The organism is Nonomuraea sp. B12E4, assembly GCF_039871825.1.
Taxonomy (GTDB): domain Bacteria; phylum Actinomycetota; class Actinomycetes; order Streptosporangiales; family Streptosporangiaceae; genus Nonomuraea.
Genome location: NZ_JBDPME010000020.1, coordinates 146,095 through 172,073 on the forward strand (window position 1 = coordinate 146,095; position 25,979 = coordinate 172,073).

At 70.0% G+C, this 25,979-nt stretch carries 28 protein-coding genes and 1 tRNA gene; 20 read left to right on the forward strand and 9 right to left on the reverse strand.

Going from position 1 to position 25,979, the window contains the following annotated elements; genetic code table 11:
• Positions 1-4: 4 nt before the first annotated feature.
• Genes ABGB18_RS34595 through ABGB18_RS34615 form a run of 5 tightly spaced genes read left to right on the forward strand, consistent with a single transcriptional unit; the run spans position 5 to position 5,183 of the window.
• Positions 5-1,612, forward strand: a complete 1,608-nt coding sequence (locus tag ABGB18_RS34595) for an ABC transporter substrate-binding protein (protein WP_347699867.1) — start codon at positions 5-7, stop codon at positions 1,610-1,612.
• Between the two features lie 4 nt (positions 1,613-1,616).
• Complete coding sequence (locus ABGB18_RS34600; RefSeq protein WP_347699868.1) at positions 1,617-2,633, forward strand: ABC transporter permease; 1,017 nt, start codon at positions 1,617-1,619, stop codon at positions 2,631-2,633.
• The gene (locus ABGB18_RS34605) at positions 2,630-3,520 is read left to right on the forward strand and encodes an ABC transporter permease (RefSeq protein WP_347699869.1); all 891 of its coding nucleotides are present in this window, start codon (positions 2,630-2,632) and stop codon (positions 3,518-3,520) included. The genes ABGB18_RS34600 and ABGB18_RS34605 overlap by 4 nt, the downstream gene beginning before the upstream one ends.
• On the forward strand, positions 3,517-4,290 hold the full coding sequence (locus ABGB18_RS34610; RefSeq protein WP_347699870.1) for an ATP-binding cassette domain-containing protein: 774 nt from the start codon (positions 3,517-3,519) through the stop codon (positions 4,288-4,290). Before ABGB18_RS34605 ends, ABGB18_RS34610 begins: the two co-directional genes overlap by 4 nt.
• Positions 4,291-4,292: 2 nt before the next feature.
• Positions 4,293-5,183, forward strand: a complete 891-nt coding sequence (locus ABGB18_RS34615; RefSeq protein ID WP_347699901.1) for an ABC transporter ATP-binding protein — start codon at positions 4,293-4,295, stop codon at positions 5,181-5,183.
• On the opposite strand, the gene ABGB18_RS34620 is transcribed toward ABGB18_RS34615, so the two are convergent.
• The gene (locus tag ABGB18_RS34620) at positions 5,176-5,643 is read right to left on the reverse strand and encodes a MarR family winged helix-turn-helix transcriptional regulator (protein ID WP_347699871.1); all 468 of its coding nucleotides are present in this window, start codon (positions 5,641-5,643) and stop codon (positions 5,176-5,178) included. The genes ABGB18_RS34615 and ABGB18_RS34620 overlap by 8 nt on opposite strands.
• Positions 5,644-5,718: 75 nt before the next feature.
• On the opposite strand from ABGB18_RS34620, the gene ABGB18_RS34625 reads away from it, so the two are divergent.
• A complete protein-coding gene (locus tag ABGB18_RS34625) occupies positions 5,719-7,128 on the forward strand; it encodes an MFS transporter (protein ID WP_347699872.1) in 1,410 nt (469 codons plus the stop codon).
• Here ABGB18_RS34625 and ABGB18_RS34630 read toward each other — a convergent pair.
• Together ABGB18_RS34630 and ABGB18_RS34635 are read right to left on the reverse strand one after the other, a co-directional pair.
• Positions 7,106-7,471 (reverse strand): DUF742 domain-containing protein, encoded by a 366-nt coding sequence (locus ABGB18_RS34630; protein WP_347699873.1) that lies wholly within the window; start codon positions 7,469-7,471, stop codon positions 7,106-7,108. The two genes, ABGB18_RS34625 and ABGB18_RS34630, sit on opposite strands and share 23 nt — an antisense overlap.
• Entirely contained in the window at positions 7,464-9,323 is a 1,860-nt protein-coding gene (locus ABGB18_RS34635; protein ID WP_347699874.1) for a nitrate- and nitrite sensing domain-containing protein, read from the reverse strand. The genes ABGB18_RS34630 and ABGB18_RS34635 overlap by 8 nt, the downstream gene beginning before the upstream one ends.
• Before the next feature lie 195 nt (positions 9,324-9,518).
• On the opposite strand from ABGB18_RS34635, the gene ABGB18_RS34640 reads away from it, so the two are divergent.
• Positions 9,519-11,081, forward strand: a complete 1,563-nt coding sequence (locus ABGB18_RS34640; protein WP_347699875.1) for an ABC transporter substrate-binding protein — start codon at positions 9,519-9,521, stop codon at positions 11,079-11,081.
• A 34-nt stretch (positions 11,082-11,115) separates the two neighbouring features.
• Here the strand turns inward: ABGB18_RS34640 and ABGB18_RS34645 are convergent, their stop codons facing one another.
• Positions 11,116-11,292: a hypothetical protein gene (locus ABGB18_RS34645; protein WP_347699902.1), complete on the reverse strand. Its 177-nt coding sequence runs from the start codon at positions 11,290-11,292 to the stop codon at positions 11,116-11,118.
• Positions 11,293-11,310: 18 nt separating this feature from the next.
• Between ABGB18_RS34645 and ABGB18_RS34650 the strand changes: the two genes are divergently transcribed.
• On the forward strand, positions 11,311-11,937 hold the full coding sequence (locus tag ABGB18_RS34650) for a hypothetical protein (protein ID WP_347699876.1): 627 nt from the start codon (positions 11,311-11,313) through the stop codon (positions 11,935-11,937).
• 3 nt (positions 11,938-11,940) lie between these two features.
• Here ABGB18_RS34650 and ABGB18_RS34655 read toward each other — a convergent pair whose 3' ends face one another.
• Positions 11,941-12,420 (reverse strand): hypothetical protein, encoded by a 480-nt coding sequence (locus ABGB18_RS34655; protein ID WP_347699877.1) that lies wholly within the window; start codon positions 12,418-12,420, stop codon positions 11,941-11,943.
• Positions 12,421-12,473: 53 nt separating this feature from the next.
• Between ABGB18_RS34655 and ABGB18_RS34660 the strand changes: the two genes are divergently transcribed.
• The 3 genes from ABGB18_RS34660 (at position 12,474) to ABGB18_RS34670 (ending at position 15,019) form a co-directional block, all read left to right on the forward strand.
• On the forward strand, positions 12,474-13,796 hold the full coding sequence (locus ABGB18_RS34660) for a response regulator transcription factor (protein WP_347699878.1): 1,323 nt from the start codon (positions 12,474-12,476) through the stop codon (positions 13,794-13,796).
• A 107-nt stretch (positions 13,797-13,903) separates the two neighbouring features.
• A complete protein-coding gene (locus ABGB18_RS34665) occupies positions 13,904-14,698 on the forward strand; it encodes an exodeoxyribonuclease III (RefSeq protein WP_347699879.1) in 795 nt (264 codons plus the stop codon).
• Positions 14,699-14,836: 138 nt separating this feature from the next.
• Complete coding sequence (locus ABGB18_RS34670; protein ID WP_347699880.1) at positions 14,837-15,019, forward strand: hypothetical protein; 183 nt, start codon at positions 14,837-14,839, stop codon at positions 15,017-15,019.
• A 143-nt stretch (positions 15,020-15,162) separates the two neighbouring features.
• Here ABGB18_RS34670 and ABGB18_RS34675 read toward each other — a convergent pair whose 3' ends face one another.
• Both ABGB18_RS34675 and ABGB18_RS34680 read right to left on the reverse strand, forming a co-directional pair.
• Positions 15,163-16,110 carry a cobalamin biosynthesis protein gene (locus ABGB18_RS34675; protein WP_347699881.1) on the reverse strand — a complete coding sequence of 316 codons (948 nt, stop codon included), beginning with the start codon at positions 16,108-16,110 and terminating at the stop codon, positions 15,163-15,165.
• Positions 16,094-16,879, reverse strand: coding sequence for an aminoglycoside phosphotransferase family protein (locus ABGB18_RS34680; protein ID WP_347699882.1), 786 nt, complete (start codon positions 16,877-16,879; stop codon positions 16,094-16,096). Before ABGB18_RS34680 ends, ABGB18_RS34675 begins: the two co-directional genes overlap by 17 nt.
• 507 nt (positions 16,880-17,386) lie before the next feature.
• Between ABGB18_RS34680 and ABGB18_RS34685 the strand changes: the two genes are divergently transcribed.
• Positions 17,387-17,460 (forward strand) — tRNA-Arg (locus ABGB18_RS34685).
• 74 nt (positions 17,461-17,534) lie between these two features.
• On the opposite strand, the gene ABGB18_RS34690 is transcribed toward ABGB18_RS34685, so the two are convergent.
• Both ABGB18_RS34690 and ABGB18_RS34695 read right to left on the reverse strand, forming a co-directional pair.
• Complete coding sequence (locus ABGB18_RS34690; RefSeq protein WP_347699883.1) at positions 17,535-18,752, reverse strand: site-specific integrase; 1,218 nt, start codon at positions 18,750-18,752, stop codon at positions 17,535-17,537.
• A gap of 419 nt (positions 18,753-19,171) precedes the next feature.
• Entirely contained in the window at positions 19,172-19,435 is a 264-nt protein-coding gene (locus ABGB18_RS34695) for a hypothetical protein (protein ID WP_319709412.1), read from the reverse strand.
• A gap of 197 nt (positions 19,436-19,632) precedes the next feature.
• On the opposite strand from ABGB18_RS34695, the gene ABGB18_RS34700 reads away from it, so the two are divergent.
• The 8 genes from ABGB18_RS34700 (at position 19,633) to ABGB18_RS34735 (ending at position 25,461) form a co-directional block, all read left to right on the forward strand.
• Positions 19,633-20,037, forward strand: coding sequence for a cyclic nucleotide-binding domain-containing protein (locus ABGB18_RS34700; protein WP_347699884.1), 405 nt, complete (start codon positions 19,633-19,635; stop codon positions 20,035-20,037).
• Positions 20,038-20,273: 236 nt separating this feature from the next.
• Positions 20,274-20,645, forward strand: coding sequence for a hypothetical protein (locus ABGB18_RS34705; RefSeq protein ID WP_347699885.1), 372 nt, complete (start codon positions 20,274-20,276; stop codon positions 20,643-20,645).
• 2 nt (positions 20,646-20,647) lie between these two features.
• Positions 20,648-21,145: a zinc-binding dehydrogenase gene (locus ABGB18_RS34710; RefSeq protein WP_347699886.1), complete on the forward strand. Its 498-nt coding sequence runs from the start codon at positions 20,648-20,650 to the stop codon at positions 21,143-21,145.
• Positions 21,146-21,188: 43 nt separating this feature from the next.
• Complete coding sequence (locus ABGB18_RS34715; RefSeq protein WP_347699887.1) at positions 21,189-21,839, forward strand: TetR family transcriptional regulator; 651 nt, start codon at positions 21,189-21,191, stop codon at positions 21,837-21,839.
• Between the two features lie 57 nt (positions 21,840-21,896).
• Positions 21,897-22,805, forward strand: a complete 909-nt coding sequence (locus ABGB18_RS34720; RefSeq protein ID WP_347699888.1) for an ABC transporter ATP-binding protein — start codon at positions 21,897-21,899, stop codon at positions 22,803-22,805.
• On the forward strand, positions 22,802-24,412 hold the full coding sequence (locus ABGB18_RS34725; RefSeq protein WP_347699889.1) for an ABC transporter permease: 1,611 nt from the start codon (positions 22,802-22,804) through the stop codon (positions 24,410-24,412). Before ABGB18_RS34720 ends, ABGB18_RS34725 begins: the two co-directional genes overlap by 4 nt.
• Before the next feature lie 14 nt (positions 24,413-24,426).
• Entirely contained in the window at positions 24,427-25,245 is an 819-nt protein-coding gene (locus tag ABGB18_RS34730; protein ID WP_347699890.1) for a class I SAM-dependent methyltransferase, read from the forward strand.
• Between the two features lie 69 nt (positions 25,246-25,314).
• On the forward strand, positions 25,315-25,461 hold the full coding sequence (locus tag ABGB18_RS34735; protein WP_347699891.1) for a hypothetical protein: 147 nt from the start codon (positions 25,315-25,317) through the stop codon (positions 25,459-25,461).
• The last annotated feature ends 518 nt before the right edge of the window (positions 25,462-25,979 follow it).

Here is a 25,979-nt window from a genome sequence, read left to right on the forward strand (position 1 = left end):
CACCATGCGCTGGCACAAGCGACTGGTCGCCGCCGGTGTGACCGGTGTCCTGGTCCTGACCGCAACCGCCTGCGGGGGCGGCCAGGTGCGCGGCGCCGGCGGCACGCCCGGGCCGGCGACGAGCGGCGGCCCGGCGGCGACCGCGCAGGCCAACGACAGCACGTTCGTGTACGTGCCGAACCTCGACGTCGTCACCGACTGGGACCCGGCCCTGTCCTACTCCAACGAGATCGTCGCCCTGCAGAACATCTATGAGGGCCTGACCAGGTACAACTCCCAGACCAAGGAGGCCGAGCCGCTCCTCGCCACCGAGTGGACCTCGGCGGACGACGGCAAGGTCTGGACGTTCAAGCTGCGCCAGGGCGTCAAGTTCCACTCCGGCGCCACGCTCGACGCCGAGGCCGCCAAGAAGGCCATCGAGCGGACGATCGAGAAGAAGGGCGGCGCGGCCTACATCTGGGACTCGGTGGACAAGATCGAGGCCGTGGACGCCTCCACGCTGAAGTTCACCCTCAAATACCCCACCCCGCTCGACCTCGTCGCCTCCTCCGGCTACGCCGCCTACATCTACGACGTGAACGCCGTGGACCCGGACGGCAAGACGACCGCCGGCACCGGCCCGTACACGATCGACTCCTGGCAGAAGGGCAAGGAGACGGAGCTGACGCTGAAGGCGTTCGACGGCTACTGGGGCGGCTGGCAGCCGGGACAGTACAGGAAGGCCGCCTTCCGGGTCACCCCCGAGATCACCACGGCGTGGCAACTGCTGCAGCGCGGCGAGGTGAACTTCGTGCAGCGGCTGAACCCGCAGCTCTTCGAGCAGGCAGGGAGCACCGAGCACGTGAAGACCGAGCAGATGCCGTCGTTCCAGAACCTGCTGGTGCTGTTCAACACGGCCACCGGCCCGTTGAAGGACGTCAGGATCCGGCAGGCGCTGCAGGCCGCGATCGACTACGACGGCCTCGCGGTGGCACTCAAGGGCTCTGGGCAGAAGGCCAGCGGCCTGGTGCCGGAGGGCCTGCTCGGCCACGTCGCCGGCATGGAGCCCAAGCAGGACCTGGCCAGGGCGCGGCAACTGCTCGCCGAGGCCGGGTACGGCCCCGACAACCCCGAGCTCAAGCTCAGCCTCACCTACGCCCAGGGCGACGACGACCAGAAACTGCTGGTCACGCTGCTCAGCTCCGCGCTGCAGAAGCTCAACGTGAACCTGCAGGCCAAGCCCATGACCTGGGCCGCGCAGTGGGACCAGGGCAAGAAGCAGGGCCAGGACGTCCTCATCATGTACTGGTATCCGGACTATCCGGACGCCTACTCGTGGTTCCTGAACGTCTTCAAGAGCGAGGACAAGCCGCAGTTCAACCTGTCCTACCTGAAGAACGCGGGGATCGACACGGCCATCGACACGCTCCCGGAGCTCACGGCCACCGACCAGCTCAAGGCCGACCAGGCTTACCGGGATCTGCAGCAGAAGATCATCACGGAGCAGGCGGCGGTGGCGGTGCCGTACGTGCAGACCTACCAGCGCGCGCTGTCCTCCGACGTCGAGGGATATGTGGACAACCCCGCCTATCCCAACGTGGTCTTCTTCCACGACCTCAAGCGCGCAAGCTGACGACATGCTCCGCTATCTGGGCCGCCGGCTCGGCCAGGCCCTCCTGGTCGTGGCCGGCGTGGTCGTGCTCACGTTCGCCGTCATGCGGCTGGTGCCGGGGGACCCCGCGGTCGCGTTCGCCGGGCCGAAGGCCACGCCCGAGCAGCTCGCCGAGGTGCGCCGGCAGTTCGGGCTGGACGAGTCGCTGCCCCTGCAACTGCTGAACCATGTGCGCGACCTCCTCAGCGGCGACTGGGGCATCAGCCTGCACACCCGGCAGCCCGTCCGCGATGACCTCTACCAGGCCTTCCCCGCCTCGCTGGAGCTGGTCGGCGCGGCCCTGCTCATCGCGGTCGTCGTGGGCATCCCGGTCGGGGTGCTCGCCGCCCGCCACCAGATGCGGCTCCCCGACCTCGGGGTGCGCGTCGGCAGCATGCTGGCCGTCTCCGTGCCGGTCTTCTGGCTGGCCCTGGTGATGCAACTGGTGTTCGCCGGCCATCTGGGCTGGTTCCCGGTCGCCGGCGAGTACGACTCCTCGCTCGACACGACCAGCCCGCTCACCCTCTGGACGAACATCACCGTCGTCGACGCCCTCATCACCGGCAACTGGCCCATCTTCACCAGCACGCTCCAGCACCTGGTGCTGCCCGCCCTGGTGGTCGCCGCCTACCCGGCGGGCGTGATCGCCCAGATGACCAGGGCGGCGCTGATCGAGGAGGCCGGCCAGGACCACACGAGGCTGGAACGCGCGCTCGGCTTCGGCGAGACGTCCATCCTGACCAAGTTCGCCCTGAGACCGGCGCTGAACCCCGTCCTGTCGCTGATCGCCCTGGTCTTCGCCTACTCGATCGTCAACGGGTTCCTGGTCGAGGCGGTCTTCAACTGGCCGGGCCTCGGCCGCTACGCCGCCGACTCGATCCGCTCGCTGGACACCCCGGCGATCGCGGGCGTCACGCTGCTGGTCGCCCTGGTGTACGTGCTGGCGAACCTGGTGGTGGACATCCTCCAGGCCTTCGTCGACCCGCGGACGAGGGCCCGATGACGGCCGGGAAGGACGAGGCCATGGCGAGTGCGGAGGCCGTGCCGCTGCGCAGGTGGCTGCCGCGGATCCCGGACCGGTTCGCCGCGTTCGGGGCCGTGCTCATCGTGCTCGTGGTGCTGGCCGCGATCATGGCGCCGTGGCTGGCCCCGTACCCGGTGAACGAGCCGGCGCCGCTGGAGCAACTGCGGCCGCCGAGCGGCGCCCACTGGTTCGGGACCGACCAGGTCGGGCGGGACGTGCTCACGCAGATCCTGTACGGCGGGCGCACGTCGTTGTTCATCGCCGTGGCCGTGCTGGGCGTCTCGGCGCTGGCCGGGACCCTGCTGGGGGTGGTCGCCGGGTACGCCGGGGGCTGGCTCAGGGACGTGATCATGCGGATCACGGACGTGTTCCTGGCCTTCCCCGCGCTGCTGCTCTCCCTGGCCATGGCCGTCGTGCTGCAGCCGAGCGTGAACACCGTCATCCTGGCCATCGCGGTGACCTGGTGGCCCTGGTACACCCGGCTGGCCGCCTCCATGGCCGCCTCGATCGCCACCCGCGGCTACGTGGACGCCGCCCGCTGCCTGGGCGTGCCCGCGCCGCTGATCATCCTGCGGCACGTGCTGCCGAACTCGCTCACCCCCGTCCTGGTCCAGCTCTCCCTGGACGCGGGCGGCGTGATCCTGACCTCGGCGGCGCTGTCGTACCTGGGGCTCGGCGCGCAGGAGCCGACGGCGGAGTGGGGGCTGATGGTGCAGCAGGGGCAGAGCCTGTTCACCACCAACTGGTGGGTCGTCACCTTCCCGGGGCTGGCGATCCTGGTGACGGCGTTCGCGTTCAACGTGCTGGGCGAGGGGCTGCGCAACGCGCTGGACCCGCGGAGCGGGGCTGCGAGGGTGGTGAAATGATCGAGGTACGCGACCTGCGGGTGAGTTACGGCGGGCGGCTCGTGGCCGACGTTCCCGAGCTGGACGTCGGCGAGGGCGAGTGCGTGGCGATCGTGGGGGAGAGCGGGTCGGGCAAGTCGACCACGCTGCTCTCGCTGCTGGGCCTCACCCCAGATGCCGAAATTTCGGGACACATTCGGGTCTGTGGGGTGGACGTCCTGACGGCCCCGCCCCGCCGCCTGCGCGAGATCAGGGGCGCGCGGGTGGCGCTCGTCATGCAGTCGCCCCAGGCCGCCCTCAGCCCCGCCACCAGGCTCGGCGTCCTGATGCGCCGCGCCCTCAAGCTGCACGGCGTCGGGAACGGGAGCGCCGGGGGCAGCGCGGAGGTCATGGAGGAGGCCGTGGCGGCGGTCATGCTCGACCCCGGGATCCTCACCCGCTATCCGCACGAGATCTCCGGCGGCCAGGCCCAGCGCTTCGCGATCGCGCTGGCCATCGCCCTGGGCGCCGAGGTGATTCTGGCCGACGAGCCCACCAGCGCCCTCGACGTGACCGTGCAGGCCGAGGTGGTCGGCGTGCTGCGCCGGCTGCGCGAGGAGCGCGGGCTCGCCCTCCTGCTGGTCTCCCACGACCTGGCCCTGGTCTCGACGATCGCGGACCGGGTGCTGGTCATGAAGGACGGTGCCGTGGTCGAGTCGGGGCCCGCCGCGCGGGTGCTGGCCGAGCCGCGGCACCCGTACACGCGCGAGCTGCTGGAGGCCGTGCTGTCCGTACCTGGAGGCACCCCGTGACCATGCTCAGGGCCGAGCGGGTGACGCTCGGGTACGGCCACCGCCCGGTCGTGCACGAGGTGACCCTGGACATCACCGAGGGCGGCGTCGGCCTGATCGGGGAGAGCGGCTCGGGCAAGACGACCCTGGCCCGCGCGTTCCTGGGCCTCCTCACCCCCATGTCCGGAAATATCTGGTACGGCGACCAAACACTGAAAAAAGCCGACCTGAGGAAGTTCCGCAAGGACGTCCAGCCCGTCTTCCAGGCCGAGGCCCTCGACCCCCGGATACGCGTCGGCACCTCCGTCGCCGAGGCCCTGCCCCGAAGCGCCCGGCCCGGCACCAGGCAACGGGTCGCGGACCTGCTCCAACAGGTCGGCCTCGACCCCGGCCTGGCCACCCGCAGGCCGCACCAGCTCTCAGGAGGCCAGCGCCAGCGCGTCGTGATCGCCAGAGCCCTGGCCGTGGACCCCCGCCTGCTCATCCTGGACGAGCCCACCAGCGCCCTGGACGTCACGGTCCAGGCCAGGGTCCTGGATCTGCTGGCGTCCCTGGACACCGAGCGCCTGCTCATCACCCACAACCTCGCCGTGGTGGAGCGGCTCTGCCGCACCTCGCACGTGCTCTTCGCGGGCCGGATCGTCGAGTCCGGCCCCACCCGCGACCTGCTGGCGAACCCCGCCCACCCCTACACCAGGGCCCTGCGCGACGCCGTACCCAGACTCGGCGGCCCGCCACCCGAGGCCAGGGGCCGGGCGGAGGCCGTGCCGGCCGGGACGGGGTGCCCGTTCCGGCTGCGCTGCCCGCTGGCGGTGCCGGAATGCGAGCGGGAGCCCGCCCTGCGGGACGTGGCGGGCCGCCAGGTCGCCTGTCACCGGGCGGAGGACACCCTCGCCGGCGACCACGTCACTTGATGACGGCCTGGGCCCTCAGATGCTTGCTCAGATCCTCTGACAGCTTCCGCAGCAACCGGGACAGCTCCGCCCTGTCCGCCTCGGACCAGTCGGTGAGGGCGCCCGCGAACCAGTCCGTCGTCACCCTGCGGCAGCGGGCGGCGACCTCGGCCCCTTCCTCGGTGAGCGCGATGCGCCAGGCCCTGCCGTCGTCCGGGTCGCGTACGCGCTCGACCAGGCCGCGCTGCTCCAGCGCGGCGACGTGCCGGGTCACGTGCGGGCTCTCCACCTGCAGCCCCTCGGCGATCGCGCCGATCCGGCGCGGCTCGCCCAGGTCCAGCAGGTGGATGAGGACCTGCAGATCGGGCCGATCCAGCCGGACGCCGGCCACCTCGGTCAGTCGCTCGTGTGTCTTGCCGCGATTGAGTGTGGTCACGAGTGTGCGAAAGGCCGCCACCGTGCCGTTGAGGTCTGCGTCCATCTATTTGCTTACCTAACTTACGTATGTGTTACCGTTTTCCGGTTGCTTACCTAAGTTAGCTAAGAGGAGCCGGACATGGCGACTGTGGTCGCACCCGCCGCATCTACCGAGACAACGAGCAAGAACCCCTGGCCCGCCGTGGTCGCCCTGGCCTTCGCGGCCTCCATCGCCGCATTGCAGAACACCGCGGTGGTCCCGCTGCTTCCCGTGCTGCAGCAGGAGCTGAACACCTCACTCACCTCCGTGACCTGGACGCTCACGCTGAGTCTGCTGGTCGCCGCGGTGGCCACGCCGTTGCTGTCGCGCTTCGGCGACATGTACGGCAGGCGCCGCATGATCCTGGGCGCGCTGGCCCTCCTCGTGATCGGCTCCGTGCTGGCGGCCCTGGCGACCTCGCTGGCCATGCTGATCGTGGCGCGGGTGTTGCAGGGTTTCGTGGCCGCGCTGGTGCCGCTGTCGATCGGGGTGGTACGCGACACGGTCCCCAGAAACCAGCTCGCGACCGGGATCGGCGTGCTCAGCGCGACGATGGGCTTCGGGAGCGGCGGCGGCATGATCCTGGCCGGTCTCGCCTCCGGTGACTTCCACCTGGCGTTCTGGATCATGGGCGGCATCTCCCTGGTGGCCGCCGTGGTCGTCGCCGTACTCGTCCGCGACGGCGCCCCGGCCGGGAAGGGGCGCCCCGACCTGCTCGGCGCCGCGCTGCTGGCCGCCTGGCTGGTCGCGCTCATGCTCGCCGTGAGCGAGGGCGGCTCGTGGGGCTGGACCTCGGCGGGCGTGCTGGGCCTGTTCGCCGCCGCGGTGCTGCTGGCCGCCGTCTGGGTGGTGGTGGAGCTCCGGGTGGCCGAGCCGCTGGTGGAGATGTCCATGCTGGTGCACCGGGGCACGGTGGGCGCGACGGTGTCCTCGATGCTGCTCGGGTTTTCGTTCTTCACCATCATGACCGGCATGTCCGGCTTCGCCCAGGCGCCCGCCGGCGCCGGCGGCTTCGGTGCCTCCACCCTGCAGGTCGGCCTCTACCTGCTGCCGAGCACCCTGTTCATGCTGGTGATCTCGCTGTTCGCGGGCCGGTTCATGCGTACGTTCCAGGCCTCCACCATGGTGAGCGCGGGGTCGGCGGTGACCGGGCTGGGCGGCCTGTGGCTGGTGCTCTCCCATGACGGCCCGGCCGACCTGTACGTGGCCGCCTCGCTGATGGGCATCGGCCTCGGCGTCGGATACGCGGCGCTGGGCACGATGGCGGTCGAGCACGTGGACCCGGCCAAGACGGCCGTGGCGGCGGGCGTCAACGCCCTGGTGCGGATCGTGGGCGCCAGCACGGCGGGCGCGGTGATCGCCGCCCTGCTGGCCGCTCAGCCGGGCGTGGCGGGCTACCAGTGGGTCTTCGGCGTGGCGGCCGCGGCGGGCGCCGTGGCCGCGCTGTTCGCGGCCGTCTACGGCGCCCTCAACCGGCGCCCGGCCGTCACAGCGCCTTCAGCCCGCTGATCACCTCCAGCAGCACCGTCGCGTCCGGGGCGGGCGGGGGCAGTTCGACCTGCACGAGCTGCTGCGCGTGCAGGTCGCCGACCAGCACCCTCACCACGCCGATGGGCAGGTTGAGCTCGGCCGCGACGTCCACGAGCCGGGTCGGCCTGGTGCACTTCTGCAGGATGATGAGATGCTCGGGCCCGAGGCCGACCGGCGGGGTCAGCCCGCCGGCCGTGATGATCACCGCGATGAGGTCGATGGCCTTGCTCGCGGGCACGGTACGGCCCCGGGTCAGCAGATACGCCGGGACGATCGGACCGGCGTCCTCGTCCAGCCAGCGCTCGTTAGGCCCCTTAGTCACTTCGCACCACCCGCATGGGACGAGCGGGCTCCTTCGTCACGCTGGCCTCAGGCTCGGCCACGTGCTCATCCGGGATCAACACGATCGCGGTGGTCCCTCCATATGGTGAACCGCGCAACGTCACGCGGATGTCATGCCTGGCGGCCAGGCGGGAGACGACGAACAGGCCGAGCCGGTCACTGTCGGCCAGGTCGAACTCCGGTGGGCTGGCCAGCCGCTCGTTGAGATCGGCCAGCTCCTCTGCGCTCAGCCCGAGCCCGCGGTCCTCGACCTCGAAGATGAAGCCGCGGGCCGCCACCTCGCCGCGCACGATGACCGGCGTGTGCGCGGGCGAATAGACGGTGGCGTTCTCGATGAGCTCGGCAATCAGGTGGATCACGTCGCCGACCACGGGCCCGGCCAGGCGCTGGCTGGGCATCGGCTCGACGGTGACCCGCTGGTAGTCCTCGACCTCGGCGGCCGCGCCGCGGGCCACGTCGAGCAGTGGCACCGGCTTGCTCCAGCCGCGGCCGGGGGTGGCGCCCGACAGGATGATCAGGCCCTCGGCGTGGCGGCGCATGCGGGTCGTCAGGTGGTCCAGCCGGAACAGGTCGTCCAGCGCCTCCGGGTCGGTGGCCCGGTGCTGCATGTCCTCGAGCTGGATGCGCTGGCGGTGCAGCAGCGTCTGGCTGCGCCGGGCCAGGTTGCGGAACACGTGCCCGACGCCCTCGCTGAGCTGCGCCTGGCCGACGGCGGCCTCCACGGCGGTCTGCTGGACGGTGGAGAAGGCCTGCCCGACGTCGTCGATCTCGACCGTGGTGCTGGCCACCGACAGCTCGGGCATCTCGACCTTCTCGCCCTTGCGCAGCTTGGCCACCACGTGCGGCAGCCGTTCCTGGGCCACCTCCAGCGCGGCCAGCCGCAGCGCGCCCAGCTCCTTGGACAACCGGTTGCCCATGCGCAGCGAGAAGGCGATCGACACGATCACCAGCGCCAGCGCCGTGCCCGCGAGCAGGAACGCCCTCGACAGCACCTGGTCGGCCACCGGGTCCGCGCGCCCGTTCAGCATCGTGCTGGCCCGCATCTGCACCTCCAGGAACGCCTTGGCCGGCCCCTCCGTGGCGGCCAGATAGCCCCGCGGCGTGCGGTTGGCGATGATCTGGTCCTCCATCATCCGCATCCGCTGGTAGGCGGGGGAGGTGATCAAGCTGATGTGCGGCTCGCGCAGTGACGGGTCGAGCTCGCTGAGCGCCTGGTCGATCAGGAAGCGGCGGTTGCCGACGATCTGCGTGAACTGCCGCCGCTCCGCCGTCGTGACCGGCCCGAGCGCGATGGCCTGCTCCCTGGTCAGCAGCTCCCTGGCGTAGGCGATGTCGATGAGCACGCGGGACTGCTCGTAGATCGGGATGTCGTCGATGATCGCGACCCGCCGGTGCAGGCCGAAGAGCGAGTCGATGACCGCGTTGAAGGCCTCGTAGCTGTGCAGACGGTCGGACAGACCCATGTCGATCTCTCCTCGGATCGATTCGAGCCTGTCGAGTTGCGTGTACACAGCATCCACCTGTGTGCGGATCTCTTCCGATCTGTCCCTTGAACCGCTGGAAAGACGCCTGAACGTGGTCACGGCCGTGTTCGTGCGCTTGCGCTGCGCGGTCACGGCCGGCGCCTCCGCCGGGTCACGCAGCAGCTTGGCCGAGGCGAGCCGCTCATTCTGGATCTCGTTGATCAGTTTGTACGCGGGAACACGGAGGTTCGTCCAGAGTGTCTTGTATTCACGCAGTTCCAGGCTCTCCCCGGCGGTTACCGCAGTGATGACCCCCCACAACACCACCATGGAGCTCAGTGGCACGAGTAGCAGTCCGATGATCTTCATGCGGATCGTTCGGCTACGACCCATGGCACCTCACTCCGGTCGGTCCCCTGCTGGCAACCCCGGACGGGACAAGCCCCGAGGATAGCAATTCGATCACCAGAATGCCCAATTTTTCGGGACTTTTGGGTACGACACCCCGGTTCTCATGATCTTGGAGTAGGTTTCCCCGCGTACATGCCGACAGAGGGAGTTGCGTTGCGCCGTCGTCTCGCAGCGGCCGCCGCGCTGATGCTCCTCGCGGCCTGCTCGGCGCCCGCGGCGGAGACGCCCAGCGCGCCGGCCGGCGCGTCCACGTTCGTCTACCTGAAGAATTTGGACATCATCACCGAGTGGGACCCCAGCACGTCCTACTCCAACGAGATCGTCGCCTTCCAGAACGTCTACGAGACCCTCACCTTCTGGGACCCCGTCACCAAGAAGTCCGCCCCACGCCTGGCCACCTCGTGGCGGGCCTCGTCGGACGGCCGGACGTGGACGTTCAACCTGCGGCCCGGCGTGACCTTCCACACCGGCAGGCCGCTGGACGCCACGGCGGTCAAGACGTCGATCGAGCGCACCATGAGCGCCAGGACCGGCGCCTCCTACATCTGGGACGCCGTCTCCTCCATCAGGACCGAGGGGCCCACCACGGTGACGTTCGCGCTGAAGTACCCGGTGCCGCTGGACCTCGTGGCCTCCTCCGGGTACGCGGCCTACATCTACGACACGAAGGCGGCCCCGGACCTCGGAGAGTGGTTCCAGGCGGGCCGGGACGCCGGCTCCGGGCCGTACACGGTGGCGGGGTGGCGGAACGGTGACGAGGAGGAGCTCACGCTCAAGGCGTACGGCAAATACTGGGGCGGGTGGCGCACACCGCACTACAACATCGTGAAGTTCCAGGTCGTGCCCGATCCCGAGCGGGCATGGCGGCTGCTGCAACGCGGCGAGGCCAGCTTCGTGCCCCGGCTCGCCCCGCGCCGGTTCGCCGAGGCCGCTGCCGCGCCGGGCCTGCGCACCTCGGCGCGGCCCTCGTTCCAGACGGCGATGATGCTGTTCAACACCGCGAGCGGCCCCATGAAGGACATACGCGTGCGCCGCGCCGTCCAGAAGGCCATCGACTACCAGGGGCTCATCAAGAACCTGAAGGGCGCCGGCAGGCCGGCCAGCGGCGTCGTCCCGGAGGGCCTGGTGGGCCACGTGCCCGGCCGCGTCCCCCGGCAGGACCTGGCCGGCGCCACCCGCCTGCTGCAGGACGCGGGATACGGGCCCGGGGGCCGGCCGTTGCGGCTGCGCATGACGTACGGCGAGGGCGACGCCGACTGGCGCCTGCTCGCCACAAAGCTGACCAGGACGCTGCAGACGCTCAACGTCACCGTCGAGGCCAGGGCGATGCCCTGGACCGACCAGTGGGACCTGGGCAAGAAGCGCGGGCAGGACATCTTCGTCATGTACTGGTGGCCCGACTACGCCGACGGCTACTCCTACTTCGGCAACGTCTTCCACAGCGCGAACCCGCCGGTCTTCAACCTGACCTACCTCAACGACCATGACCTGGACGCGCAACTCGACACACTGCCCGAGCTGACCGTGACCGACCGGACGGCCGCGCAGCGCACGTACGAGCAGGTGACCAAGCGGGTGCTCGACCAACGCGTGGCCGCCGTGCTGCCGTGGGTGGTCAACTACCGGCGCGCCTACCTGGGCGGGGTGCAGGGCTACGACGACAACCCGGCCTACCCCGACGTCGTCTTCGTCTACGATTTGCGCCCCGCGAGCTGAACCACGCCGCTGCCGCCACGCTCCCGCCGCTCCTTTAGACGGCGGCGCTCCCTCGTGTTTGATGCGGCGCTCCCTCGACGCGCGCGCGTAGGCGTGTCCTGATCTCCTCGGGGGTGTAGGCGCGGCGGCGGCGCTCGGCGCGCGCGATCACCACCCCCGTGGCCGCGACGCCCATGATTCCGGCCAGACCCAGCATCTTCCACCAGCGCATGTGCCTAGGCTAAACGGTGTGCTGACTCTCGATGAGGCCGTCAAGGTGACCAGGACCGGTGACCTGTGGATCTTCCGCGGACGCTCGGTGCCCGACCGCGCCATCCAGACGATGACCAACAGCCCGGTCAACCACGTCGGCATGGCCGTCGTGATCGAGGACCTGCCACCCATGATGTGGCACGCCGAGCTCGGCAGGTCACTGCCCGACCTGTGGTCGGGCACCCACCAGCGCGGGGTGCAACTGCACGACCTGCGCGACGCGGTGAAGGTCTGGGTCGACCGGTACGACCAGCGGGTCTGGCTGCGCCAGCTCGAACCGGAGGCGACGCTGGAGATGGAGGACGCCGCCCTGCGTACGGTCGCCAGGCTCGACGGCACTCCGTTCCCGTCCACCGCCCGTATGGCGGCGCGCTGGTTCAGGGGACGCGTCCCGCGCGGGAACGGCGGCGAGCGGACGCTGGAGAGCGCCTACTGCGCCGAGGTCGTGGCCGTCACCTACGAGGCGATGGGGCTGCTGCCCGTCCGCCGCCGCCCCAACTGGTACGACCCCGGCAGGTTCTGGAGCGGCGACGACCTGGAGCTGCTCACCGGCCGCCGCCTCGGCTCCGAGATCACCGTGGGCGTCGAACGCACCCGCCACTGACGGTCACCGGGCGACCGGCTGGGGCGTACCCGTACGACCGGCCCTGGCCAGCGGCAGCGTGGCCGCCATCAGCACCGCGACCAGCGCGAACCCGGCCGAATAGCCGCTGTGCCCGAGCACCAGCCCGAACCCCCGGCTGGTGCACGAGTTCGTCGCGGGGGTGGACGGGCTGGTGGCGGAGGGCGGGGCCGATCCGAGCGGGACGGCGTACGCGCCGTTCGTGCCGGTGCTGCGCCGCCTGATCAGGGAGTACGGCGCCGAGCTGGTGCCGGGAGGCGGACGCCGGGGGCTCGCCCGGCTGCTGCCCGAGCTGGGTGAGGCCGAGGAGCTGCCGGACCTGGGGCGGGCCCGGCTGTTCGAGGAGGCGCTGCTGCTGATCGAGCGGGCGGCGGAGCGGCGCCCCCTGGTGCTCGTGCTGGAGGACCTGCACTGGGCCGACCAGGCCAGCCGGGACCTGCTGGTGTTCCTGCTGCGCAACGTCATGCGGCCGCGACGCCAAGCGTGCGGAGGACCTCGCGACCCGGGCGCTCGACCAGGTGGACGACCCGCTGCGGGCAGCGCACCTGCTGGAACTGCGCGTGGCCATTCGCGACCTGCTCGGCGAGGAGGGCCTGGACGACCTGCGCGAGGCCGTACGCCTGGCACCGCGCGAGGCCAGGCTGATCGGCGCGCTCGCCACCACCCTCTACTGGAACGGCCAGGACGCCGAGGCCCGCGCCCACGCCGAGGAGGCGCTCGCGCTCGGTGACACCAGGTCGCTGACCACGCTGGCCGCGCTCACCGCGCTGGAAGGCGATCTGGAGACGGCGACCGGCCTGTACACCGAGGCCAGGGCCGGCGCTCCCGACGACCACAGCCTGCTCGCCTGTTACGCCAGCCAGGCCGACGTGCTGGAGGCCGCGGGCGAGCACGCCAGGGCCGAGTCCGTCGCCCGCGAGGGCATCGCCAGGGCCGGGCGGCTGGGCCTGGCCCGCTCTAGGGGCGCCCACCTGGCCGCGAACCTCGCCGAGCCGCTCGCCTCGCTCGGCCGCTGGAAGGAGGCCCGCGAGGTCATGACGGCCGCGCTCGCGCTCGACCCGCCGCCGATCCACCGGGCCTGGATCCTCATGGTGCTCGGCACCGTCGCCGTCTGGGAGGGCTCGCTGGCCGAGGCCGACGACATCCTGCGGCTGGCCAGGCCGCTGATGCGGGGGCGCTCGCGGGGATACGACTCGTGCCTGGAGCCTGACCTGCTCGAATGCCGCCTCGCGGTGGCCCGGGCCGACCTGGAGCGGGCTCGGCGGGTGGCCGGCCACGTGCTGGCCGAGCACGATCTCACGCTGAGCCGCCGCTACGCCTGGCCGCTGCTGGTGCTGGCGGCCCGCATCGGCCGCCTGCGCGAGGCGCCCGCGGGCATCGCCACGACCGGGCGGGTACAGCAGGCGCACCGGGCCACGTTCCGCGCCGAGTGTGGTGGATCCTGGGCGGAGGCGGTGACCGCCTGGCGTTCGGTCGGGCAGCCGTACGCGCTGGGGCAGGCCCTGGTCCGAGCCGCCGAGCAGGACCGGGCGAACGCCCGCGAGCTGCTGCGCGAGGCGGCCACCATAGCCGACGCCCTGGGCGCGGAGCCGCTGCGGCGGGAGATCGAGGCGACCGGTGCCACGCTGCGCGTCGGCCTCACCACCGAGCTCGCGCTGTCGGCGCGGGAGCTGGAGGTGCTCAGGCTCGTCGCCGAGGGGCTGAGCAACAAGCAGATCGCGGAGCGGCTGTTCATCTCGGCCAGGACGTCGGGCGTGCACGTCTCGAACATCATGGCCAAGCTGGGCGCGACGAGCCGCGTGGAGGCAGCCGCCTTGGCCCGCCGCACCGGCCTGATCTGACACACCTTGCCCTCGTCCCCCAGCACCTTCGAGGCGCACCCGCCTGACCTCGGCTGCGGGATGGGGGCGCGGTCCCGAGCGGCGCCGGCCGGTGGCAGTCTGTAGGGATGCGCCTGGCTACGTGGAACGTCAACTCGGTCAAGGCACGGCTGCCTCGCCTGCTCGAATGGCTGGCCGAGGCGAACCCCGACATCGTCTGCCTGCAGGAGACCAAGTGCTCCGCGGCGGCGTTCCCCTACGCGGAGGTGGGCGCGCTGGGGTACGCCGCCGCGGCCCACGGCGACGGGCGGTGGAACGGCGTCGCGATCCTGTCCAAGGTGGGCCTGGACGAGGTGACGCCGGGCTTCCCCGGGGAGCCCGGCTTCGCGGAGCTCGGCGGGGACGGGGTGGCCCGTACCGAGGCGCGCGCGATCGGCGCGACCTGCGGAACGCTGCGGGTGTGGTCGCTGTACGCGCCCAACGGCCGCACGCTCGACTCCCCGCACTACGCCTACAAGCTGGCCTGGTTCGCCGCGCTACGGGACGCGCTCGCCGCCGAGGTGGCCGCGCCGCTGGTGGCCTGCGGGGACTACAACGTGGCACCGACGGACGCCGACGTGTGGGACCCCGCGCTGTTCGTCGGCTCGACCCACGTCACGCCCGCCGAACGCGGGGCGCTGGCCGAGCTGCGCGCCCTCGGGCTGCACGACGTGGTGCCCACGCCGATGAAGGGGCCGCACCCGTTCACGTACTGGGACTACCGGGCCGGGATGTTCCACCAGAACAAGGGGATGCGGATCGACCTCGTCTACGCGAGCGCGGAGGTCACGGGCCGGGTGCGCTCGGCGTACGTCGATCGCGAGGCCCGAAAGGGAAAGGGCCCTTCTGACCACGCACCGATCGTGGTCGATCTCGAACCGTAAATTCAAATCACAAATCGTGGCCGTACGAGTATCATGATTTTCTAACATCTCGGGGGATGAGTCTTCAAAGCCCACAGGGGGATCTCCGTGGCATCTGCAGACATTCGCATCATCCTATTCGTCCTTATCGCACTCGCCGTGTTCGCTCTCGGCCGCCGCTACCAGAACATGATCGTCATGCGCCAGGTGTGGAAGCAGAGCGCCAGGCAGGTCACGGCCCGCAAGGAGGTCGCGCACAACGCGGCCAGGTCGATGATCGGGATCACCGTGCTGGCGCTGTTCGTGATCTGGCTGGTGGTCAACCTGAACCGCGTCATGTGAATTCGACCCTTCAGGTCATTACCGCCCGCCGTTCCTTTGGTAGTCGTATGGCCGGTTACGTATCTCGGGGACGCCGTACGGCCGCCCACGACCCCCGGACCGCCATTTGGCCCCCGCCTCAGGGCCGTCGTATACCCGTGCCCTCAGGAGGGTTGTTTCTTGTTCGCGACTCGATTCAGGGTCCATGCTGTGAGGACGGCTGCTCCGGCGGCTGCCAGGCTCACTGCCCGGGTGAGGCGGGTGGCCCGGCGGATGTCCTTGACATCGGGCTTGGGGCCGTCGCCCATGGTGGGCCGGTGTTCGGTACGGCCGCCGTACACGTTCGTACCGCCCAGCGTCACCCCCAGCGCACCGGCGAACGCCGCCTCGCACCTACCGGCGTTCGGGCTGGGGTGGCGATGGCCGTCTCTCATGAGCATCGCCAGGGCGCGACCGGGGTTCGGTCCCGTCAGGGCCGTGAGCAGACCCGTCACCCTGGCGGGCAGGTAGTTCGCCACGTCGTCGAGGCGCGCCGCGAACCAGCCGAAGCGCTCGTAGCGGGGGGAGCGGTGGCCGATCATGGCGTCGAGCGTGTTGATCGCCCGGTACGCCAGCAACCCCGGCACCCCCGCCACCGCCCCCCAGAACAGCGGGGCCACGACGGCGTCGGAGGTGTTCTCGGCCAGCGACTCGACCGTGGCCCTGGCCAGTTCGGGAGCCTCCAGGCCGGCCGGGTCGCGGCCGCAGAGGTGGGGGAGCCGGGCCCTGGCGCGTTCCAGATCGTCGCGTTCGAGGGCATCGGCCATGTACTCACCCTCACGGGCGAGCGTGGTGCCGCCGAGCACGGCCCAGGTGGCGACGGCGGTGACGGCCGTACGGGCTGCGCGCCCAGGCGCCCGCTGGGCCAGCACACCGAGGGCGGCCACGGACCCGACGCACACGGCGACGTGGACGACTCCCCGCGCTCTGCTGTCCGCGTACAGGGATCTTTCCAGGCCCGCCGCGGCACGCCCGAACAACGCGACCGGGTGGGCGGCGCTGCGGGGATCGGCGAGCAACTGGTCGAGGGCCACGCCGAGAGCGAGGCCCAGGGGGTCATACCAAATGGGCATAAAGCTCATCTTCGTGGACATCCAGCCAGGCAGTCGCGCGCCGGATGCGCTCACCCGCACCATCCGCCCATATCCGGGCCCAAGCACCCCCGGCCGTGGCGCGGGTGCGCATGATGGTGTAAGAGCGATGAAAGCGGGCCCTGGCCAGTTCGAGGAGGCGGCGGCGGTCACGGGGCGACACCCCGTACGCATCGCAGAACAGGCGGAGGCGAGCCCCGACGTCAAGATTGCGAAGGAGCGGGTGCCGATCGACGGGATCGGCAATCGGTGCCCAGTGCCGCAGGGTGGTCACGATGTCGAAGAGCCGGGTGGTCGGCCGAGCCAGATCAAAGTCGATCATCGCCCGAGGCCGCCCACCCCTGGAAAAGATCACATTCTCCGGCGTCAAGTCACAATGCCCGATGACCTCCGGCGCCCTGTCATCATTCGACCCCCCGCCCCACCCACCACTGGTCAGCGGAAACCCAACGGTCGCATCGTGATACTCGCGCAACAACGCCGCAATACCGGCTAAAGCCCCATCAGCCACACTTTCAACACGTAACCCACTTATACCGGGCACAAAGGTAAGAATCTCCCGCCCAAGCCCATCCATCCCCAGCACCCTGGGCGCGCCCTCAAACCCGACCGCCTCAAGGTGCCTGAGCAGGGCATGCACGGCGGGTGTCGACGTACTGGCCGGTCTGCGCACGGTATCCCCAACCCGCACCACCCCGTCAGTCACGTCCCCGCCCTGCAAGGGAATCTCATGCAGGAGCGTCGCGACCATGCCAAGACAGCTTAGACCCTTCCCCAACACCCCCGCCCGCTATTTCCCATCCCCCGCGCCCCCTCACCATCCAGCCATTTCACCCACCCCTCCCCACCTCCACCCCCGCATCCCGCTGCTCCACCCAACCCCCCGAGTCCCACTGCATGCGAGCTCCGCTGCCATCGAGGCCCGACCGACCAACCCACGACCCCCGTGCTGCGGCCCCACATCGCCCCCGGCGCAAATCCAGAACAAGCCCACACGCCACCACTCACGGACGCTCTGCCCAGCCCTCAGTCGCAACCCGATCCCCCCAGAAGACCTGAGGCGCGCCATGCGGCCTTCTCCGGTTTTCCCCTCCGCCCGGCAACTCCGATATCCTCACTGGAGCCGATGTGGCCAGGTGTGCCGTCGGCTAGACAGCCGTGGTCACGCTGCTCATGTGGGGGGTGATCGGCCCTCAAGGGCTGACACGGGGAAAACGTGTGCATGACAAGTCGCCGGATCATGCACAATAAGGCGGGAGCGCCCTTAGCTCAGCTGGATAGAGCACCGGACTTCTAATCCGACGGTCGCAGGTTCGAATCCTGCAGGGCGCGCTTCTCCACCTGGGCAAACTCAGGCCACGCCCGTGCGCTGGGGCAGCATGGGGCAAATGTGGGGCAAAGCTGAGTCAGCCGCCCAGCGGCCGCCCCAGCGCGGACGCGGCGTTCAGCACCAGCCTGGCCGTTTCCCTGGCGGCTTGGTGGGCCACCTCCGGTAGCACCGAGACGTAGGTGTCGGCGGTGAGCACAATGCTGGCGTGCCCGAGCATGGCCTGCACCACCTTCAGATCGATGCGCGCGGCCAGCGCGAGGGTGGCGGCGCCGTGTCGCAGGTCGTGCAGCCGGATGGGCGGTTGTCCGGAGGTCGTCACCAGTCGGCGGAACCGGCCGGTGAGGTAGTCCGGTCGCAGCGGCTCGCCGTCCGCGGTGGTGAACACGTACCCGGAGTCCTGCCAGCGTGTGCCCGCCGTCGCGCTCAGCTCCTTTTGGCGCTCGCGGTGCCGTCTCAGCACCCGCACGGTCTCCGCGTCCAGGGCCACCACCCGGCAGCTGGCGGCGCTCTTCGGCGGGCCGACCACGACGTGACCATCGGTGTGCACCCGCTGCTGCGCCACTGTCAGCTCCGCAGTCTGCAGGTCGACGTCCGTCCAGCGTAGCCCGGCCAGCTCACCGCGGCGCAATCCGCGTAGCGCGGCCAGCCACCAGGCGGCGTACAGGCGGTCCTGCGCGACGCCGGTCAGGAAGGCCGCGAGCTGTTGTTCGGTCCAGACCGCCACCGCCGGACGTTCTGCTGTTTGCTGCCACCGGGCGGTCCGTCCGGCGGTCCAGACGACCGGATGTGGTCGTCGGGGATGGGGGAGTTCGGCGCCGTTGGCCGGGTTGATGGGGAGCAGCCGGGCGCGCACCGCCGCGTTCAGCGCGGTCCGCAAGGTGGCGTGAATCCGCACCACGGTGGCGGGTGACAACCGACGGCCGGTCGGCGAGGGGTGGGACGCCAGCGTCGCGAGCAGTCCGTTGACATCGCGAGAGGTGAGCTGGCGGAGCAGGACCCGTCCCAGCTGCGGGATGAGGTAGAGGCGGATATGGGTGGCGTAGCCCTGCCGAGTCGACGGACGCAGGGCGTCCTTGGTGGCCAGCCAGCGCGCCAGCCACTGTCCAAGGGTGCATCCGGCCCCTGCGCCGTCATGGTCGGCAGCGGCCAGGGCACGGCCTGCCGCCTGTGCTTCCTCGGGGTCGGCGTAACCGCCCTGGCGGACGCGCTGCCGCTGCCCGTCCAGGCCGCGCACCTGCACCGCGAAATACCAGCTGCCATGGTCGTCATCTACCGGCAGACGCGGACACGTCACCCCTCGCTGACGTCCTGTTTCCGCATCCACGCAGCCGCATCGCCTGCTGACCTGCACACGAGTCTTCGTCATCTGTCCCACCTGCACCTCACACGGTGGGCGACGACAGACGCGCCAGCCAGGGCCCGCACTCGATCAGGGGATGACCTCAGGGCAAGTGCCCAGGGTGCGGGGAACTCAGGTTGAGCCGGGCGCTGGCCCTCACCCCTGGTCGTCCCGAGCCGTCAGATGGAATCCTGACCTCCGCTCTAGCGATAAGACTGGCGATCACGTGCCGCCTCCGCCACCATGGGAGGCCGCTCTCAACGCGTCATCTTCCCAGTCCGAGCAGAAGGAAGGTTGCGATGCAGCCACCGATTCCTACTCCTGATCAGATCGGCACCGTCGACCTGGCGTCCTAAGCCGTCGTTCCCGGCCCATCAAACCTGGATAAGGACGAATACGGCGTCTGGGCCGTCACAGCCGGCGACGAGGAGCAGTACGCCCTGTACTTCGAAGTCGCTGACGCCGCCCACCCCTCCCGGCAGGTCGCCGAGTTCATCGTCGAGGCGGTGCGAGCACACGCCTCCCGGTTGCGGGACCGCCGCCCTCGCGATCTGCTCGTCACCCCAGGAGAAGCCCGTACCATAGGTCGGCCAATCCGAGGAGCCAACCAGCCTCTTGTAGAGCTCGAAGAAGCCCATGTTGCCGCGACTTGTAGTAGTACAGAAATCATTGCCGTCCGACCGTGTAACGCAGGTTCGGGGGCGACCACTTGTCGTCTGCCGGGGGAGTGCCTGGATGGTCGACTCCGTAATCCCCGTAGCTGACGTCGTCTCATAGCCGGCTGATGCTCCGCCTGAGGCTTGATGGAGTTCACGAGCCCAGGTATACGGAGAAGATGGCCAACGTTGAGTCACCCGTCCGAGGGCTCGGCGGCGCATTACCCATGCCGGCGTGGGAGGGGCTGATCAGGGCTGGCGCGGCTCGGTCCTACGCCGTCGGAGACGTCCTGGTACGGCAGGGTGAGACGGGCGCGTTCGTACTGTGCCTCACCGCAGGCAAGATCAAGGTCACCCGCAGCGAGCCGGATGGATCCGAGGTGCTTCTGGCCGTACGCGGGCCCGGGGAGGTGGTCGGCGTGATCGCAGCCATCGACGGCGGCAGGCGCTCGGCCACGGTGACAGCCCTGCAACCTTGCGTCGCCTACGCACTTCCCGCCGCCCGATTTCGCGCGATCCTGGAGGGTCACCGGCTCACCGACCAGCCTGATCATCACGGATATCGACTCTGTCCAGCCGCTTGAGAGCGTCGACAAGAACGGCAGAAAGCGGACGACGTCCTTGATCGTGGCGTTTGATGTGACCGCGCCACCGGTCTCCGTCCGGCAGGTCAGATACGTCGCCGGGGTGTACACCGTGTAGCGGGGAGATGTGTTCTTGTATGCCGGGATGAGCGGTCGAGGGCGGAAGCAGGAGCGCCTGGTGGCCGAGCCCGGCCAGAGCCAGAAGCCGCTGGGGTTGCGGACACGGCTGAAGGCTGATGGCGCGCAAGGGCGAGTGCATCTTCCAGTGCCGGCTGCCGTTCACCCCCGGATACGAGTTCGTGGGCGAGGTGGTCGACCACCACGCGGATCCGGCACCGCCCTGGCTGGTCGCCGGCGCCCGGGTCGCCGCGTGCCTGACCAGGATGGGCGGCTACAGGGAATACGCCAACCTGCCAGTCCGGCTGCTGGCCCCCGTACCGGATGGCCTCGACACCCTGGCGGCGGCCGCCCTTCCACTGGACTACCTGACCGCGCTGAGCCTCCTGACCGCCACGGCCGAGCCCGCCCTGGCGACACCGTGCTCATCCACGGCGCGACCGGCGGCGTGGGCGACGCGCTGTGCCAACTCGGCGCTCACCGGGGCCTAGTCATGTACGGCACCGCCTCCGAGCGTAGCCTGCACCGGCTGCGCGACTACGACATCGTGCCCATCGACTACCGCCGCCAGGACGTCGCCCAGGTCGTACGCGCCAAGCACCCCGAAGGCGTCCGGATCGTCTACGACCACCTCGGAGGCGCCAGCATGCGCGCCAACCATCGTCTCCTGGCGCCGGGCGGCGTGCTGGTCAGCTACGCCTTCATGGGCCGACCAGGACACGTGCTGGCCGACACTATCCGCGGCGCGCTGCGCAACAGAATGCTGAACCTGCTGCCTGGCAAGCGCACGGCCCTCTGCACGCTGCCCCGGGAGATCGCCACGGACCCGTCCCAGCACCAGGCACTACTCACGCACCTCTTCGAGCTCGCACTGGGGCGTCACATCCGGCCACGAATCGGGGCCCGCTTCCCACTCTCCGAGGCCGCCGAGGCGCACCGCGCTCTGGAACGACGGGACGTCCACGGAAAGATCATCCTCACCACGTTCTGACCCCGGTTGCCACGGTACTGAACACGTGTTTACTATAGTAAACGTGTGTTCAGCCACATCGGCGGATCTGACCGCCCAGGCCAAGATCCGTAACGCCGCCATCGCGCACTTCGCCCGCGACGGCTTCCAGAAGACGAACCTGCGCGCCATCGCGGCCACCGCGGGGGTGAGCGCCGCCCTGGTCATCCGGCACTTCGGCAGCAAGGACAACCTGCGGAGCGTCTGCGACGAGCACGTCCTGCAGATCCTGGTGCGGAGGGCCCGGACTGCGGCTGACCTGGTCGGCGTGCGGGATCTGTCCCAGGAATATCTGTCGGGCTCGGAGGAGTACCGCCTCCATGTGCAGTACATGGTGCGCGCGATCGAGGAGGACTCCTCCGCGGCCACCACGTTCGTCAACACGCTGGTGGAGGAGACCGAGCAGCTCTTCCGGGACGGGATCGCCGGCGGCTCGATGCGCCAGTCCTCCGACGTGCGGGCGCTGGCCGTGCTCACCGTGCTGGTGAGCCTGGCCACGCTGACCATGGCGCCGCCCCTGACCCGCGCGCTCGGCTTCGAGCGGATGGGCCCCGACGTGCTGCGGCGCATCGGGCTGCCCATGCTCGAGATCTACACCCACGGCTTGTACGCCGACGACACCATGCTCAAAGCCGCCCAGACCGCCTGGGAGGCCCAGCAGGGAGACGATCTCTAGCCCTCTCCCCATCACCACACAAGGACATCCATGATGACTGAGACTGATGCCATTTCCATGGCTGGATTGGTCAAGTCGTTCGGCCCGGCACGGGCACTGAACGGCCTCGACCTCGTCGTACGGACCGGCGAGGTGCACGGCTTCCTCGGGCCCAACGGCGCGGGCAAGAGCACCACGATCCGGATCCTGCTGGGCCTGATGCGCCCCGACGCGGGCGCCGCCCGGCTGCTCGGCGGCGACCCCTGGACACAGACCGCTGAGCTGCACCGCCGCCTGGCCTACGTGCCCGGCGACGTCACCCTGTGGCCCGGCCTGTCCGGCGGTGAGGCCATCGACCTGCTCGGCCGGCTGCGCGGCGGGCTTGACCGGCGGCGCCGGGACGAGCTGATCGAGCGCTTCGACCTCGACCCGCGTAAGAAGGGCCGCACCTACTCCAAGGGCAACCGGCAGAAGGTGGCCCTGGTCGCGGCTCTGGCCTCCGACGCCGAGCTGCTCATCCTCGACGAGCCCACCTCCGGCCTGGACCCGCTGATGGAGGAGGTCTTCCGGCAAACGGTCCAGGAAGTGCGGCGCGCGGGTGACCGTACGGTGCTGCTGTCCAGCCACATCCTCTCCGAGGTCGAGGCGCTGTGCGACCGGATCACGATCATCCGCGACGGCCGTACCGTCGAAACCGGCACCATGGCCGAGCTGCGGCACCTCACCCGCACCTCCATCGACGCCGAACTGGCCGCCCCACCGGACGGGCTGGCCGGCCTGCCGGGTGTGCACGGCCTGCGCGCCGACGGCGGCCGGGTACGCTTCAGCGTCGACGCCGCCGCGCTGGACCTCGCACTTCGCCACCTCACCCAGGCCGGCGTGCGCAGCCTGGTCAGCCAGCCTCCGACGCTGGAGGAGCTGTTCCTGAGGCACTACGACCGCGCGACCGCGAACGTCAAGGGCCGGCACGCGGAGGCAGGACGATGAACGCGTTCGCCGGCACGGGAAAGCTCATCCGCGTGGTGCTGCGGCGCGATCGTGTGCTGCTGCCGCTGTGGGTGGCCTTCATCTGCATGATCCCGGTGGTGTTCGTCGGCGCGTTCACCGGCGCGTACCCCACGGCCGAGGCCCGTCAGCACTACTACGAGACCAGCGTCCACACCAGGGCCTTCACCATCGCCTACGGCGTGCTGAACGGCTCCAGCCTTGGCGAGCTCGTCGCCTGGCGGTCGGGATTCGTCACGTTCATGGTCGCGCTGTTCGCGCTGCTCACGGTCATCCGGCACACACGTACGGAAGAAGAGGCCGGACGGCGCGAACTGGTCGGGGCCACAGCGGTGTCCCGCCACGCCGACCTGGCCGCCACCCTGATCGTCACCTGCGGTGCCGCCCTCGTCCTGGGCATAGCCTCGGCGCTGGCGCTGATCGGCCAGGGCCTGCCCGCCGCCGGCTCCCTGGCGCTCGGACTCGGGCTCACGGTGGCCGCCTGCGCGTTCGCCGCGATCGGCGCCGTGACCGCGCAGCTCACGACCGGCGCGGGCGGCGCGCGCGCCATCGGGATCAGCACGCTCGGCGCCGCGATCCTCCTGCGCGGCGTCGGCGACATCGCCGCGCAGTCCGGTGACGGGCCCGCCTGGGTGTCCTGGCTGACGCCGCTCGGCTGGGCGGAGGCGCTGCGGCCCTACAGCGGCGAACGCTGGTGGGTCCTCGCGCTCGCGGCCGGCGCCGTGCTGGCGCTGATCGTGCTGGCCGTGGCGCTGTCGGATCGGCGCGACCTCGGCGCCGGCATGTTCCAGGCCCGCCTGGGCCCGGCCGCCGCCGGACCCCGCCTGCGCAGCCCGCTGGCGCTGGCCTGGCGGCTGCACCGCGGGCCGCTGATCAGCAGGATCGCGGGGCTCGCGCTGGTCGGGTTGGTGATCGGCGCGATGTCGGCGAGCCTCGGCGCGCTGATGGACAACAGCGGTGCCGTGGCGCGAGAGGTACTTGCCCGGCTCGGCGGTCCTGGCACGCTCGTCGACCAGTTCCTCGCTCCCATGATGACCATGCTCGGCCTGGTCAGCGCCTTCTTCGCGATCCAGTCCGCGCTGCTGCTCAGGAACGAAGAGCGCGACGGTCGGGCCGAGCCCCTGCTGGCCACGCCGGTCAACCGGCTGCACTGGGCGGGCAGCCACGTCGCCTTCGCGCTACTCGGTCCTGCGCTCGGGGTGGTGGCCTTCGGGGCGGCCGCCGGCCTGACGCACGGCCTCAACACCGGCGACATCGCCCGTGAGCTGCCCCGCCTCCTGACCGCCGCACTCGTGCAGCTCCCTGTGGTGTGGGTGTTCACCGGGATCGCGTTCGCGCTGTTCGGGCTGCTGCCCCGGCTGGTCGCCGGCACGTTCGCGGTGGCCATGGTGAGCATGCTGTTCGGCTGGGTCGGCGGGGAGTTGCAGCTCGACCGATGGGTCATCAACCTGTCGGTCTTCGAGCACGTACCGAAACTCCCCGGCGGGGTCATGACGCCCACGCCACTGATCGTCATGACCGTCGTCGCGGCGGCCCTCGTCGCGGCCGGCCTGGCCGGACTCACCCGACGCGACATGCCCACCACCTGAGCCTGGAGGACATCATGGGAGTGACCCTTCCTACCCTGACCCCGCTGCAGGAAACCCTGTGGGTGACGCTGTGCGGCCGGGCGCTCGACAGCCGCCTGCCAAGCCCCATACTCGGCGACCGCATGGCCTACGAGATCATCCACAAGACCGGCTACGACCACCGCAAACTCCGCTGGAGCGCGGCCTCGGCCATCGACGTCGCCCAGCGCGCCAAGAAACTGGACGAGATCGCGCAGCGGTTCATCGCCCGCCACCCCGACGCGATCGGCATCGACCTGGGAGCCGGCCTCGACACCCGAGCCCTCCGCATCGACCCTCCACCCACAGCGGACTGGTACGACGTCGACTTCCCAGAAATCGTGGACGCCCGGCACCGGGTCATCCCCGAGCGGCCGCACACGCACACCATCGGCGCGGACCTGACCGAGCCCGGCTGGCTGGAGGCGCTGCCCGCCGACCGTCCCGCCGTGATCGTCGCCGACGGCGTGCTGCCCTTCCTCTCCCAGGAAGAGATGATCACGCTGCTGGGCCGTCTCACCAGCCATTTTCCCAGTGGGGAGATCGCGTTCAACGTCTACACCCGATTCACCGTCTGGGCCGCGAAACACTACTCCGGCAGCCAATTCCTGGTCCCCCTCTTCAAGTCCCCCGGCTTCGACCGCCTCGACCCCGTACGGTGGAACCCGCGACTGACCCTGATCCGGCACATCCTGCTCACCCGGGAGCCCGAGGTCGACCAGTTCCCGACGGCCCTGCGCCTGTGGACCCGCCTGTCGGCGCTCAGCGCGGCCTTCTCCAGGCTGGGCACCACGGTCGCGCACTACCGTTTCTGACGATTCCGGCCGGCGACTCACGCCAGGTCCTGCGCCGATGGCCATTGCTCGCGTACCGCGGTGACCGGCATGCGCAACGGGCCTGGCGATGGCCTGGCCATGACGCTCGACCGGGAGGGACAGCCGGTGATCCTCTGGACGGACGACAACGGCTCGTACTTCTCCGACAGCAAATGGTCGCTGATGGTCACCACACTGCGCAATCTCACCCCGTGAACAGGTCACCGCATCATGAATTTGGTCGACAAGGCTCCTTAGCGGCAAGCTAAATTCAAGCGCCGCTGAGGCGACGATGGGTATGGTGGGCCGGTAGAGTACCGTCGTGCTCGGTGCGTGCTCGTATGCCCCGTCACACGCCGTCAGAACCCGGCATTGCCTGACACGCAAAACGCATTGAGGTGGCACGAACCGTCACCTAACGGCACGGCGCGGCACTAAAAGATCTTGCTTCTAATCCGACGGTCGCAGGTTCGAATCCTGCAGGGCGCGCTTTGATCATGGTCTGACCTGCGACTATGCGGGATCGGATGCGTTCTAGAATTTTCGTCTAGCGTTTGCGTGCTCCATACGTGCTCGCCCGCACCGACCCCGCACGCGCCATGACCCAGGGGGCTCACCCCGAAGCGTGGACACCGGCTGTCATGCGGCGAGCAGCACTCTAGCGGTGGTCTGCTGCTCGTAGTCGATGGGGCTGAGGTAGCTGAGCGTGGAGTGTCTCCTGCGGGTGTTGTAGC